The organism is Paraburkholderia sediminicola (genome assembly GCF_046027355.1).
GTDB classification, from domain to species: Bacteria; Pseudomonadota; Gammaproteobacteria; order Burkholderiales; family Burkholderiaceae; genus Paraburkholderia; species Paraburkholderia sediminicola_B.
The window spans coordinates 16,992-29,893 of the sequence record NZ_JAQQEK010000032.1 but is presented as its reverse complement, the minus strand read 5'-3'; the positions used below and the strand labels follow the sequence as shown (position 1 = coordinate 29,893).

The following is a 12,902-nucleotide window of genomic DNA, read 5'->3' as shown; positions in this document are numbered from 1 at the left end:
GCATTCCGACCCACCGCCGCGCCAAATCTTTCCTTAGGATTTACCTATGCAATACCGATGCAATCGATTGCCAAATGACTCGCATTTAAGATCCGTTGCCCGCCTTATTCTTCCGGTGCGTCCTCAACTGATCTCGTTACCGATCACGTTTGGGTCGACCGGATCGTTATCCAGATAATACGGAACATCGGGTTAAAGTCCTTGACCTCGAAGTCTCGCCGCTTATCAAACAGTCCGTTTTCGCGACTGACGGTTGCGAGAAATTGCGACAACGGCGGCAAAGGGCGTGCAAGACGAACAACACAATGCGCGACAAACAACCCTGAGGTCATTTGTCGCCCGGCGGAGTCAACCGATCCGCTCTTTTCTGCCCCGTCCGAGCACGTCAGCGAGTACGGCAATGAGCAGAACGGCGCCAACGATCAATGGCTGCCAGTTTGCGTTGAGGTTCAGGAGATTCATCCCGTCGATCACGAGCGCGAGCATGAGGCACCCGGACAACGTGCCCAGCAAGCTCCCTGCGCCACCGAACAGGGACGTGCCACCAATCAGTATGGCCGCGATAACGGGAAGCAGAAGCGGCTCGCCCATGGCTGAATCTGCGGCATTCACCCGTGCGAGATAGATGAGCGCGGCGATCCCGGACATCAAGCCACTTATCGTATAGACAGCAATTTTTCGCCGGCGCACCGGTATGCCTGAGAGTCTCGCAACCTCGCTGTTGGCGCCAATCGCGTAGATCTCCCGACCGAAATTGAGCCCTCCCGTGACGATCGTCGCACCAATCAGCACGAAGACCATCATGTAGACAGGCAGCGGTATGCCACCGAGGAATCCGGTGCCCAGTGCCCTGAACCCCGTCGGAAAGCCGTAAATTTCGTTACCGCCCATGTAATGAAACGCGAGCCCCTGAACGACCCAAAGCATCCCGTAGGTGGCGAGAAACGGTGGAAGCCGCAGCAACGTCACGGCCATCCCGTTGAGCAGCCCGATCAGCGTACTGCACGATAGCGCGGTTGCGGCCGCCAGGACCGGCGACCCGCCTGTCTTCATGACACCGGCCGCAAGACAGGCCGACAGCGTTAGATTGGCCGTGATCGAGAGATCAAACCCGCCAGACAGGATCACCAGCGTGAGCCCGGAGGCAAGCAGGAACATCAGGCTGGCCTGACGCAGAACGTTAAGCAGATTAGGGGCCGTGGAGAACGCAGAAGTCGCGAACGCCAATACCATCGCAATCAGAACAATGAGTGCGGCGCGATAGATCAGCGTGGCGATTTCCTCGCGGACATGATGGCGCACATCCAACTGGCTGACGCGGGACCACGCCAAGCGGGAGTTGTTCAGGATACTCATGCTTTCGCTCCATTGACTCTGGACTTGCGCACGCTATCGATAACAACGACAAGCAGTACCAGCATCCCGACGGAAACAACCTGAAGAGAAGACTCAACGCCAAGCAGATTCAAGGCATTGCGCAAAACGCCGATCGTCAACACGCCCATGACTGTGCCGAACAACCATCCTTCGCCACGCTCGAAAGACGTGCCACCGAGGACCACGGCCGCAATCGCATCGAACTCCATGCCGATCGCCGAGGCAGGCTCAGCCGAATTCATTCGGCCGACCAGCACCAGCGCCGCCAGGCCGACCATCAAGCCGCTGAAGGCATAGATCGCAATATGAAAGACTTTGGCCTTGATACCCGCAAGAAGCAGCGCATCCCGATTACCGCCGATGGCGAACACATAGGTGCCAAACCGCGTGTGATACAACAGGAGATGAGTGAGCGCATACGCGAGGAGCGCAAAGATCACCGGAAACGGAACGCCGAGAATAGTCCACACGTAGAGCTCGGCCACGCTGGGGTTCGCGACGACAACGGCGTTGCCGTCCGTCAGCACTAGCGCGATACCGTGGGCAATGCCGAGCGTGCCGAGTGTGACCACAAAGGGAGGAAGCCCCAGCTTCGCGATGAGTGCGCCATTGAAGAGACCGGTCAGCATCCCCACCGCGACTGAGGCACATAACGCCGGCGCGATGCCCCACCCTAACCCCAGCGCCTGGGCGAAAACGACCGCACAGAGACTGAGAAGCGCGCCCACGGAGAGGTCGAGCCCCTCGCTCAAAATGACCAGTGTCATCGGCATGGCAATCATGAGCAGGATTGAAACCTGCAGTCCGATATTGGTGATGTTGCCACTCGATGCAAATCCGGGCACGCCGAGCACCGCCGCCAACGCAAGTGCGCCACTCGCCGTGACAATCGACGGCACAGGCCGTCGCTTTCGTATCACACTGACTCGTTCAACAGTTAATTCCATCATTTAACTCCCATGCATCGCCAGACGAAGAATGTTCTGTTCGCTCAAGCTTTCTCTAGGCAATTCGCCTGAGATCACGCCTTCGCGCATGACGTATGCGCGATCGCAAACGTGAACGATCTCCGTCAATTCAGAACTGATGAGCAGAACGGCGGCACCGTCTTTAATCAGGTTTTCGATCAGGTTGAAGATTTCCGTCTTTGCGCCAATGTCGATGCCGCGCGTCGGCTCATCAAATATGAACAGCCGGCAGCCGGCACTGAGCCATTTGCCAATCACGATCTTCTGCTGATTGCCGCCGCTCAGGACACGGGCGCACTTGTTCGGGTCACCCGGCGCGATCCGCAATGAGTCGATAAGCGCTTTAGTCGCACTCCTTGCTTTCTCCGCTTGATACCACCCTTTCGGAAAGAGTTTCCACAGGCTGGAAGTGAGCAGGTTTTCATGCACGGAACGCTTCAGCGCCAACCCCTCCTGCTTCCGGTTCTCAGGAATCAGACCCACGCCCATCGCCGCGACTTTGTGAGGACCGCCGGTTACAGCCTCCCCGAAGACGGTGACCTGGCCGGTTTGAATCGGGTCCGCGCCGAAGACCGCCCGCACGACCTCTGTGCGCCCGGCGCCGACAAGTCCCGAGAGTCCGACGATCTCGCCGCATCGAACCTGCAAATCGACACCTCGAACGCCGGTTAAGGTGGTCAACTGGCGTACGTCGAGTGCGACCTTGCCCGGCTCGCCAAAGTATTGGCGTTTGTACACGCTCCCGACTGACCGGCCAACCATCAACGCGATCAGTTCATCGGGTGTCGCCGCGGTGGCCGGCATTGACTGCACCAGACGGCCGTCACGCAGTACCGTGACGCGATCGCCCAGGTCGAACACCTCCTTCATGCGATGGGAGATATAGACAATTGCGGCACCGGACTCGCGCAGCTTCCTGACGACACTGAACAGCGTCTCGGCCTCACGGTCGGAAATCGCCGCCGTGGGCTCGTCCATGACCACCACGCGGGCATGGTGCGAGAGCGCCTTCGCGATCTCCACCATCTGCTGCTGCGCGACGCCGAGATCGGCCGCGTACGTGTGGGTATCGTAGGCAAGTCCAAGTTCTTCGAGCGCGGCCCTGGCGTCGAGATGCATCTTGCGATGATCGATCAGGCCAAAGCGGTTGCGCGGTTCGCGACCCAGGTAGATGTTCTGCGCGATGGTCAGATGCGGTACGAGGGAGAACTCCTGGAAGATCACCGCAATGCCGAGTCGCCTGGCGTCGGCAGGCGACTCGATGGTTATCGGTTGGCCGTTGCTGAAGAATTCGCCGGAGTCGGCTCTGTACGCGCCAAACAGTACCTTCATCAAGGACGACTTCCCTGCACCGTTCTCCCCGAGAAGCATATGCACTTCACCGGCATACAACTGAAGGTCGACGTCAGTCAGGGCGCGCACGCCCGGGAAGCTCTTGCAGATCTTGCGCAATTCCAGAAGAGGCACGCCATCGCTCGGAATCGTTGTTTCCATGTTTGCCTTCATTTTTTGGCTTGAGCAGTCACTGGCGGTGCCGGCGTATCGCTCGAGCGAAATCCGGCAGCGCGACAGCGCGAACTCGTGGCTCGTTAGTTACTCACGACATCGCCCCATTTCGGACACTGCCGTTTGTCTCCCGGCACTTCGAACGGTGCGTAGTTCGTTTTGTCGATGACGATGCCCTTGATCAGAATGGTCTGCGGAACGGACTCCTTACGCACCGTCCTCACGGCCGCCATCGTGGCAATGCAGCCCATCTTGTAGCCGTTGAATTCGGCGGTCGCCAGCAACCGGCCGTCCTTGATGGCTTTGACCGACTCCGGCACGCCGCCGATACCCACCACCTTGACCTGCTTCTGCCCGGCCGCCTCCAATGCCTCGATCGCCCCCATCGCCATCACGTCCGCCGCCGCGAGAACACCGTCGATTTTTGGATTCGACTGAATCAGGTTCTCCATGACCTGAAGTGCCTGCAAACGCTGATAGTTCGCAGGCTGCGAGGCGAGCAGCTTAACGTTCGGAAACTCCTCCAGCGCCTTGTGGAAACCGCGCACCCGCTCGTCACTCGTGGTGGAACCCTTCACGCCTTCAAGGATGACGACGTTGCCTTTCCCGTCCATGCTCTTCAGCAGATAGCGGCCGACGTCCAGCCCAAGGTTGAAGTCATCGGCAACGACGACGGAGGCGAACTTGCCGCCTGCCACCCGATCGTTGTAGTTGATGATCGGGATACCGATCGCGTTGACCTTCTCGATCGCCGGAACGACGCCGTGCGGATTGACGCCCATGAACAGCACGACGTTGGGTTTTCTGACACTGACGTCCTCGAGCTCGCTAAGCTGCTCGCCCAGATCATTGGGGCGCGTCGGCGCGTAGTGGGTCACCGAAACGCCGAGATCCTTTGCTGCCGCGTCGACGCCTGCGTGGACGAGCGCGAAATGCGGATCGACCTGATTCTTGTAGAAGGCCGCGACGCTCTCGCCTGTCGCAAATGCGTTTGGCCCTGCGGCAATGCCCAGCGCGAACGCACAGGTGATGAGAATGCGTTTTTTAGCCAGTCGGCTCGTCAGTTCTGTCGTCAGTTTCAAGGTCGTCTCCGTTTAAATGTTTTCCTGGCAGGGTCAAGCGAGTGCCCGAACCCGGTACGCCAGCCCGGTTGCAGGAATGCACCCGGGCAGCACCTCCGATCTTGCGCACAATTCATGCAATCGTTTGCCTCCGCGCGAGTGATTATTAAGCTTTTACTGCGTCTCGAATGCCATGAATGGCTTTCTGCTGTGTGACAATCTTTATGCAAACGTATGCATATACTATTCCGACAAACACCTTTGTCAATTCATTTATGACACGCACCACATAGGGTTTGTACGTGCAACATTGAGAGCAACCCTTTGCACCTATACAATGACTTCCATGGCCAAAACATCAGACTCCCGGGCAACGAGCCGCGTCACCATTCGAGAAGTCGCGCTGCATGCATCAGTCAACGCGTCGACGGTCTCGCGCGCCCTCAATCCCGCAACCCGTCACCTGATCGGGGATGAAGTCGTCCGCAGAGTGTTGGCGTCCGCGAAATCGCTGGGTTACCGTCAGAACAAGCTCGCGTCCGCACTTCGCGGAGGCCAGTCCAGGGTGGTCGGCGTGTGCTTGCCCGATATCGAGAACCCGGTATTTCCTCCGATTGTCTGTGGCATCGAAGAAGAACTCGCGGCCGTTGGCTATGGCGTCCTGATCGCCAACACCGTTGGCACGTTGAAAGACCAGGAGCGCATGCTTGAGCAGATGCTCGAGCGCCAGGTCGACGGCCTGGTCCTCGCCACCGCTGCCCGTCATGACCCATTAGTACGCCGTTGCATTCTCGATGGCATACCCGTCGTGCTGGTCAATCGCGCGGAGGAAGGCGGACAGGTGCCGGAAGTGATCAACGATGATTTCCTCTCCATGAAGCTTGCGGTCGACCACCTGGTGGAGCTGGGGCACAAACGGATCGCGCATCTCGCCGGCCCTGAGCGCCTGGCAACCGGGCTCTCGCGAATCCAGGGCTTCCAGATGGCGACGCAGCAGCATCGCCTGACCGGCACGGTCATCCTCGAAGCCGCCGAATTCACGCGCGAAGCGGGCCGGGTGGCATGCGACCAGTTGCTGAAGGAGCACAGAAGCGTGACTGCGATCATTGCCGCGAATGACCTGATTGCGCTGGGGTGCTATGACGTGTTTGCGGAACTGCATCTGATGTGCCCCAAAGATATTTCGCTCATCGGTCACAACGACATGCCGCTTCTCGACATGCTCCATCCGCCCTTAACCACGCTGCGCATCCAGCACCGGGAAATGGGCCGCCAGGCCGCAAGACTGCTGCTCGGGATGATTGCGACGCCGGGCACGGCCCCACACCGCATTACGCTCCCCCCCGAACTGATGGTTCGCGGCTCGACCGCCGTGCCACGCAACACATCGCTACGCGCGAGAACGCCGAAAACCGCGCCCGCTTCTGCGGAATGAGCACAGAAGCGCTCAGGTTCAACCTGAAGCGCTTCGTTCGGGTGGTCTGATGCTCTGACGCGCGAGCCATTCGCGTGGTGAATTGCCGATCCGCGATTTAAAGAACGTCGAGAACGCGCTCGATGTAAATCCAAGAACACGGGCCGTCTCCGCCACGGAAATCCCATGCACAAGTGCGCACATCGCCGCCCCTACCTGCACCTCCCGGCGCCATCGGCCGACACTGGCGCCCAGTTCTTTGGTAAAAATCCGGCTCAAGGTACGGCGACTGACGCCCGTCCGGCTTGCTACGTCCTCGATCGCCATATCTTTGCCAGGATGCACGAGCAGCGCGTCGCATAGCGCCGCGACACGGCTTCCCGATGACGGCATTCGGACAGCAAAATTTCTGGCCGTTTCAGGCCCCGCACGCAACTCATCGGCGATCAGAGCCACGACCGCTGCATACGAGCGCTCGATAGTCGATCGTTGCGTCGCCGAGAAGATCGCGATCAATACCGCGGAGCAATTCAGAACGCGCACCGCCGGCACGAAATCTGCACGCAGGCCGGTATCGATCCGAAGCGCGCAAATATCGGCTGCGTACGTCGTGGAGATGCTATGCGCGACGGCCGGCGGAAGCCAGATGCCATTGCCTTGCGTCACACAGTACGCGCGTCGCCCCACCGTTATCCACACGCCGCCTTGCCGCACATAGAGAAAGCAGCCGACAGCGGCGGCTTGGGCATGCCCCTGTTCACCGGCGCCAAACTGCATATCCGTCACAACACCGCTGGAATGCATCATGCGCAACCCTTGCGGGTCGTCATGGGAAGCACGCGAGGGCCTATCACCGCCGTCGTCTCATCAGCAGTGCTCAGGCCGCACAAACGGCATCGCCAACAGAATCTTCGCCGGACTGCGGGAACGATTTTGCAATGCCCGCGGTTCTCCCGGCGCAATGCGGCACGAATCGAAGGCCGCGAGCACAACCTCGCCTTCATCCGTCACGACAATGACCTCACCTTCCAGCACCACATAATGTTTTTCAACGGGCGACGCATCCGACGTGGTGTAGCCGCCCGGCTCGATCGCCGAAACGCCTAGCCACAGCGACTCCGCCGGTCCGGCTTCATGACCTTGAAGCCGGACGCACCGCATCGAAAAGTGGTTGGGCGGAAAATATTCCGGCGCCTCTTCGAAACGGGTTACGTTCATGGCTTGAGCAGAACCCGGTTAGCCGCGCCGCGGAAAACAGCCTGATACGCAAGCGCCGCGTCGGAGAGATCGAAGACAAAATTCTCAACGATAGGAAACGGCTTTAACGTGCCGCGTTCGAATGCCGGCAGCAATGCGTCGAGAATAAACGCGCCTTCCGTGCTGTCGAGTGCGAGCGTATCGATGCCGACATAGGTATGCTGCCCCCGATAGAACGTAAAGATGTCAAACGGCACCGGACGTTCGATGGTAGAGATGAAAATCTGAGTCCCGCGCACGGCCATGGCCTTGTTGGCCTTTTCAAAATATGGACTGCCAACTGTGTTGTACACGATGTCCGCGCCGTGACCATTTGTCAATTGAAGGACCACCTCGTCGATGTTTTGCGACGAGGCGTCGATCATGGTGACGTCGGCGTTCGCATGGCCAATGTACGGTTTATTCGTACGTTCGACACCCAACACCGTCGCCCCAGCCTGGGTCGCAAGCTGTATCGCGGCCTGCCCCACCTTCCCGTTCGCCCCCAGCACGAGGACGACGTCGCCTTCTTCCACGCCGCCTGCTCGTTGCAGTCCTTCGAAGGCGGTCACGAAGGGAACGCCGACCGCGCCCGCCTCCTCCATGGTCAGATTTGCCGGCTTGGCGCGCACACTGCCCACGGGCACAGCAAGATAGCCGGCATGCGTGCCGTCGCGCCGGACACCCAACTCGCCGCCGCTGCCCCACACTTCCTTGCCGAGCATCTCTTGCGGCCCCTCGACAACAACGCCGGCGTAGTCCCGGCCCGGCGTGCGTGGCCATACCGCATGCGGCATGAAGCCCAGCACGGCCTTCACGTCGCTCGGATTCACCGCGGCACTCACCACACGCACGAGACACTCGGCAAACTCGACGTCCGGCGCGTCTTGCGCGCCGATGTGCAGATCGAGTGAGTCGATATCGGCGCTCTTTTCCAATACACGAACTGTTTTCATTTTTTTATTTCCTAAAAGGTCAAGATGACAGGTCGGGCGGTTCTATAGCGCTCGGCAAGTGCCACGTAGCGGACAGCAGACGCTGCCATTCCCTCGAATTCTTCGTCATTCAGCGTGCGCAACAGGCGCGCCGGATTTCCCGCCCACAACTCACCCGCGTCCACTACCTTGCGGGGCGTGAGGACCGCCCCTGCAGCCAGCATGCCGCCTGACCTGACGACGGCCCCATCGAGTACACGCGCACCGAACCCGACAAACCCCACGTTTTCTATGGTGCAGGCGTGCAAAATTGCGCCATGGCCAACGGTCACGTCATCCCCGATGATCACTGGCAAACCGTTGGTCGTGCCGTGGATGACCGTGCCGTCCTGGATGTTCGTACGCATGCCGATCACAATTTTCTGGACGTCACCGCGCAGCACGCAGTTGTACCAAACGGACGACTGTCGGCCGATGGTCACGTCGCCGATTAGCGTCGTGCCATGGCCAACGTAGACGCTCGGATCCACCTCTGGCGCGCCGAATACCGACGCGCCCTGAAGCGCGCTCATCGTTTCAGCCCCAGAAGCTCGCGCGCCTCCTGGCTGGTCGCCAGTTCGCCACCCAGCGAATGCACGATGTCGCGCGCACGTGCGACCAGCTCCGCATTGCTTTCGGCGAGCACGCCTTTGGCGATGTAAATATTGTCTTCAAGTCCGACCCGGACATGGCCGCCCGCCAACCATGCCTGGGCGACGATCGGAAATTCGGAACGGCCGACACCGAAGGCCGACCAGACGGCCTGACGCGGCAGCAGGTTACGCGCGTAGAGAAGCGTTTCCGGACTAGCCGAGAAGCCGTATTTGACGCCCATCACCAGGGTCCAAAGCCCCGGCCCGTCAAGAACGCCCTCCTTGATCAGGTCCAACGCAAGGTGCAAGTCACCAGAGTCGAATATCTCGAGCTCAGGTTTGACGCCCGCCTCGCGGATGACATTGGCCATGCGCGTGACATTCTTAGGTGTATTGATGACAACGTCACCGCCGGAGTTCATCGTGTTCAGGTCGAGACTGCAGATGTCCGGCTTGAGTTCGAGAATATGCTCGACACGCCTTTCCGGCGGCAGCAACGTGGTGCCTGGCGCCGCGACTCTGGGGTCGTCGTCGCTCGGAATAAAACGGCCACCCGGCCCCGTTGTGAGATTGATGATGAGATCGGCATTCACCGCTCGGATGCGCTCGATGACTTCCCGGTAAAGCGCCACATCCATTGAGGGCCGCCCCGTCTCGGGATCGCGCACGTGGATGTGAACGGCGGCCGCGCCGGCGGATGCCGCTTCGAGCGAGGCGATCGCGATCTGCGCGGGGGTGATCGGCAAACCCGGGTGCTGCTCCGGTTTGGTGATATTGCCTGTTACAGCACAGGTGATGATGGTCTTGCGGGAATGCATTTTAGGCCTCGCTTCAACTAGTTCAGGCGACGGCCACCGTCCACGACGATGGTCACTCCAGTGCTGAATTTCAGATGAGTGGCGCAGGCTTCGATGGCCGCCGCGATATCGTCCGGCGTCGCGATGCGGCCTAGCGGCGTGGTGGCGGCAACCTTGTCGTTGAAGTCATCGCCACGACCCGGAACGAACGACGTGTCGACCACCCCCGGGGACACGTTCAGGACACGAATGCGAGGTGCAAGCGCGCGGCCAAGCGACGCCGCCATCACGTCGAGACCGGCTTTGGCCGCGCAGTAAGCGATGTTGCTGCCATTGCCCGTCGTGCCGGAAATCGAGGAAACGTTGACGACCAGGCCGTCCCCTGAAGCATCGAGCAGTTCGCGGAAAGCGCGGATGGCCGCGAATTGCCCGCGCCAGTTGACCTTCAGAATCTCATCGATCAATTCGTCGGTGAGCGCATTCAGGTCGGAATGTTTGACGGGCTGGGTGAAGCCCGCCGTGTTCACGAGAATATCCGCGCGGCCATAGCGGTCGCGCACCAGCCCGGCCAACGCGTTCAGACTCTCGCTCGCGGTAATGGCCGCGAGCGCCGCGGTGTGGCCCTCGCCGGGCAGACCGTCGGCCACGCGCTGCGCTCGGCCCAGGTCATGCTGTCCAACAACGACGACACGGGCACCAGCTTGCCCAAGACGGTGTGCTGCAGCAGCGCCGATACCTCCGGTTCCGCCCAGGATGACCGCGACCTTCCCTGAAAGTGTGTTTGACACGTGAGACCTCTGCTTTACTTGATAGGGGGGGTTGGGTACGTGGGCGTTCCTTCGGCAAGAACGAAGTCGTAGTCGAGTGTGTAGTACAGCCTGTCTACGTCCTGCCTCGGACCCGTGCCGGAATCGTGGCGCTGGAACGTGCCGACGAGACGGCGGTTGACGCCGAACACGACGTCGGAATCCAGGTGCTCCGAGTCGTCGGCGAACACTTGCGAGACCAGGGTTGCATAACCTTCCGCGATGATCACGAAGTGCAGATGCGCCGGCCGGAATGGGTGGCGATTCTGCTTTTCAAGCAGCACGCCTACCGGCCCGTCAGTGGGCACAGGGTAGCCGGCAGGACGCACGCTCTTGCAGGTAAACCGCCCCTGGCTGTCGGTGTAGAAGTGACCGCGCAGATTCTTGTCGGGCTGGCTCGAGTCCTGGTTTTCGTACAAGCCGACTGGCGAGGCCTGCCAGACGTCGACTTTGGCGTTCGCAACAGGCTCGCCCTTAGTGTTGAGCACGCGTCCGTTCACAAAGAGCGGAGAGCCGGGTGAGTTCTCGCATGCGATGCACTCGCCATTCGCGTATTGCGGCGAGTCACCCCGGTAGAACGGCCCCAACAGGGCGCCCGGCGTGCGGCCGCTTGCGTCCGAGTTGTTCAGCAACGTAACCAGGGTCGAGAGACCCAGCACGTCAGCGAGCAGAACGACCTCATTGTGCTTATCGTTGCAAGCCAGACCTACCGCTCTCACGAAATCAAGGCCCTTCTCGAATTCCTCGTCAGTCAGCCGCACCTGCTTCAGGAACGCGTGGCCGTGCTCCACTAGCGCGTCGAGCAGCTCCTTGAGCCGAGGATTGTCGGTCTGGTTCATGGCCGCCTTGACAACCGCGGTTATCGAAGCGGCGTCGTCGACGATGTTCTTCAGATGGTCTGAATCTTCCACGGGGTTTCTCCATCAATGCAATCGTTTGCATGATAAATTGCAAAAATGTCGATGTCAAAGCCAAAACATGTCATAGTTAACCCTACTTATTCTGCTGTGCCGGACGACGCTAAAAGACATGCGTCGCGCGACCGATTGCACCTTGAGCTTGCCCCCCCATAAAACGAGTCCCTTGCTGAGCAGGTATGCCCACTGGTATTTGTCATTTGCGCCTATGCCATTCGTGAAACTAAAGCCAGCTCAAGGTAACGCTCGATTGTGCATGCGCTTCGCCGATCGCGAGAGAAACTGCTAAAACAGCAATAATCTTCTTGTTCATTCCCAGTCTCCGTTGCTCTGCCAATCGCGCATCCCACTACTTATTCCATTCGCAATACCAATTATTATTTGTTTACAAACCACCGAAATGCTTTCACTATCGCGTAACGCATTGGTGAATCCCGCGCCGCTGGATCGACCATCTCAGCGCGAGTCAGGTTGGAAATGCTATCGTCGCCTCTTTGCTATCGCGCGGTAAATTGCTCGTCCGATCTCAAACTGACGCCTACGTCTATATCGTTCGAGCGCCATGGCCGGAGAACCCGCGCATTTACCTCTGAGTCCAATTAATCCCGCCGTGGTTGAGCGAGTCACGCACAACGTGGTGTGGGGCGCTTTGAACTATCGGCACGCTATACAGGCGCACTCTGCCCCTCTCGACACGGATCAGACGTATCAAGCGGCGGTTCTGCCGACAGAGAGATATGAATCGTTACAGGAGACACTCGACGCCGAGAGGCTCCCATTACAGGATTGGACAACATCGGCCCAACAGGGAGCGCCGCATCTCGGGGCTCGTCGGAGCGCGCCGGTTGTCAATCGTTTAACCCACCCGGCGATGAAAACGGTGAATCCTGACTTCGTCCCAGAGCCCAGTTGCGAAGAGCGGGTCATTGCGATTAAATGCCTCGACTTCGCCGCGTGTTTGCGCCTCCACAAGAAAGAAGCTACCGATCTTGTTCTCACCAGCGTCATCCACCAATGGACCAGACGTGACAAGCGCGATCGGTCCGCTCTCCAGATACGCGCGATGCTTCGGGGTGTTGGCTTCGCGAAGGGCCGCGGCACCAGGCCTATCGGTGCAGAAAACGATCCAATGCATGTTTTTCAGTTCCTATCGAAGTCGGGCAGGATTGGTATGCACCTGCTGAGCTGCACAAAGAATTCCGTCAGGGTCAATCGCTTCATTGCCTTGAAGCAGGCTATGTGTTGGCCGGTTC

General features: G+C 59.5%; 13 protein-coding genes. 1 reads left to right on the top strand and 12 read right to left on the bottom strand.

Annotated features, from left to right (window positions below; all coding sequences use genetic code 11):
- Positions 1-348: 348 nt before the first annotated feature.
- From PQR42_RS36245 to PQR42_RS36230, 4 genes are all read right to left on the bottom strand, one after another.
- Positions 349-1,356, bottom strand: a complete 1,008-nt coding sequence (locus PQR42_RS36245) for an ABC transporter permease (protein WP_408214966.1) — start codon at positions 1,354-1,356, stop codon at positions 349-351.
- Positions 1,353-2,327, bottom strand: coding sequence for an ABC transporter permease (locus tag PQR42_RS36240; RefSeq protein WP_408214964.1), 975 nt, complete (start codon positions 2,325-2,327; stop codon positions 1,353-1,355). Before PQR42_RS36240 ends, PQR42_RS36245 begins: the two co-directional genes overlap by 4 nt.
- The gene (locus PQR42_RS36235) at positions 2,328-3,839 is read right to left on the bottom strand and encodes a sugar ABC transporter ATP-binding protein (RefSeq protein WP_408495086.1); all 1,512 of its coding nucleotides are present in this window, start codon (positions 3,837-3,839) and stop codon (positions 2,328-2,330) included.
- A 95-nt stretch (positions 3,840-3,934) separates the two neighbouring features.
- Positions 3,935-4,933 (bottom strand): sugar ABC transporter substrate-binding protein, encoded by a 999-nt coding sequence (locus PQR42_RS36230; protein ID WP_408214959.1) that lies wholly within the window; start codon positions 4,931-4,933, stop codon positions 3,935-3,937.
- Between the two features lie 316 nt (positions 4,934-5,249).
- Between PQR42_RS36230 and PQR42_RS36225 the strand changes: the two genes are divergently transcribed.
- Complete coding sequence (locus PQR42_RS36225; RefSeq protein WP_408390642.1) at positions 5,250-6,347, top strand: LacI family DNA-binding transcriptional regulator; 1,098 nt, start codon at positions 5,250-5,252, stop codon at positions 6,345-6,347.
- A gap of 18 nt (positions 6,348-6,365) precedes the next feature.
- Here the strand turns inward: PQR42_RS36225 and PQR42_RS36220 are convergent, their stop codons facing one another.
- The 8 genes from PQR42_RS36220 to PQR42_RS36185 all read right to left on the bottom strand — a co-directional run bounded on the left by PQR42_RS36220 (position 6,366) and on the right by PQR42_RS36185 (position 12,784).
- Positions 6,366-7,133 carry a helix-turn-helix domain-containing protein gene (locus PQR42_RS36220; protein WP_408446527.1) on the bottom strand — a complete coding sequence of 256 codons (768 nt, stop codon included), beginning with the start codon at positions 7,131-7,133 and terminating at the stop codon, positions 6,366-6,368.
- 60 nt (positions 7,134-7,193) lie between these two features.
- Positions 7,194-7,544 carry a cupin domain-containing protein gene (locus PQR42_RS36215; protein WP_408390638.1) on the bottom strand — a complete coding sequence of 117 codons (351 nt, stop codon included), beginning with the start codon at positions 7,542-7,544 and terminating at the stop codon, positions 7,194-7,196.
- Positions 7,541-8,518, bottom strand: coding sequence for a quinone oxidoreductase family protein (locus PQR42_RS36210; protein ID WP_408390636.1), 978 nt, complete (start codon positions 8,516-8,518; stop codon positions 7,541-7,543). Before PQR42_RS36210 ends, PQR42_RS36215 begins: the two co-directional genes overlap by 4 nt.
- A gap of 11 nt (positions 8,519-8,529) precedes the next feature.
- Positions 8,530-9,069 carry a gamma carbonic anhydrase family protein gene (locus PQR42_RS36205; RefSeq protein WP_408214947.1) on the bottom strand — a complete coding sequence of 180 codons (540 nt, stop codon included), beginning with the start codon at positions 9,067-9,069 and terminating at the stop codon, positions 8,530-8,532.
- Entirely contained in the window at positions 9,066-9,947 is an 882-nt protein-coding gene (locus PQR42_RS36200; protein WP_408214945.1) for a beta-keto acid cleavage family enzyme, read from the bottom strand. Before PQR42_RS36200 ends, PQR42_RS36205 begins: the two co-directional genes overlap by 4 nt.
- A 17-nt stretch (positions 9,948-9,964) precedes the next feature.
- Positions 9,965-10,714 carry an SDR family NAD(P)-dependent oxidoreductase gene (locus PQR42_RS36195; RefSeq protein WP_408390634.1) on the bottom strand — a complete coding sequence of 250 codons (750 nt, stop codon included), beginning with the start codon at positions 10,712-10,714 and terminating at the stop codon, positions 9,965-9,967.
- A 14-nt stretch (positions 10,715-10,728) separates the two neighbouring features.
- Positions 10,729-11,571, bottom strand: coding sequence for a dioxygenase family protein (locus tag PQR42_RS36190; RefSeq protein WP_408390723.1), 843 nt, complete (start codon positions 11,569-11,571; stop codon positions 10,729-10,731).
- A gap of 934 nt (positions 11,572-12,505) precedes the next feature.
- A complete protein-coding gene (locus PQR42_RS36185) occupies positions 12,506-12,784 on the bottom strand; it encodes a YciI family protein (RefSeq protein WP_408390632.1) in 279 nt (92 codons plus the stop codon).
- Between the last annotated feature and the right edge of the window lie 118 nt (positions 12,785-12,902).

Excerpts from the sequence above, each read along its gene's own strand:
- PQR42_RS36245 (WP_408214966.1), bottom strand. The coding sequence starts at position 1,356 with ATGAGTATCCTGAACAACTCCCGCTTGGCGTGGTCCCGCGTCAGCCAG.
- PQR42_RS36240 (WP_408214964.1), bottom strand. The coding sequence starts at position 2,327 with ATGATGGAATTAACTGTTGAACGAGTCAGTGTGATACGAAAGCGACGG.
- PQR42_RS36235 (WP_408495086.1), bottom strand. The coding sequence starts at position 3,839 with ATGGAAACAACGATTCCGAGCGATGGCGTGCCTCTTCTGGAATTGCGC.
- PQR42_RS36225 (WP_408390642.1), top strand. The coding sequence starts at position 5,250 with ATGACTTCCATGGCCAAAACATCAGACTCCCGGGCAACGAGCCGCGTC.
- PQR42_RS36220 (WP_408446527.1), bottom strand. The coding sequence starts at position 7,133 with ATGATGCATTCCAGCGGTGTTGTGACGGATATGCAGTTTGGCGCCGGT.
- PQR42_RS36215 (WP_408390638.1), bottom strand. The coding sequence starts at position 7,544 with ATGAACGTAACCCGTTTCGAAGAGGCGCCGGAATATTTTCCGCCCAAC.
- PQR42_RS36210 (WP_408390636.1), bottom strand. The coding sequence starts at position 8,518 with ATGAAAACAGTTCGTGTATTGGAAAAGAGCGCCGATATCGACTCACTC.
- PQR42_RS36205 (WP_408214947.1), bottom strand. The coding sequence starts at position 9,069 with ATGAGCGCGCTTCAGGGCGCGTCGGTATTCGGCGCGCCAGAGGTGGAT.
- PQR42_RS36200 (WP_408214945.1), bottom strand. The coding sequence starts at position 9,947 with ATGCATTCCCGCAAGACCATCATCACCTGTGCTGTAACAGGCAATATC.
- PQR42_RS36190 (WP_408390723.1), bottom strand. The coding sequence starts at position 11,571 with ATGAACCAGACCGACAATCCTCGGCTCAAGGAGCTGCTCGACGCGCTA.
- PQR42_RS36185 (WP_408390632.1), bottom strand. The coding sequence starts at position 12,784 with ATGCATTGGATCGTTTTCTGCACCGATAGGCCTGGTGCCGCGGCCCTT.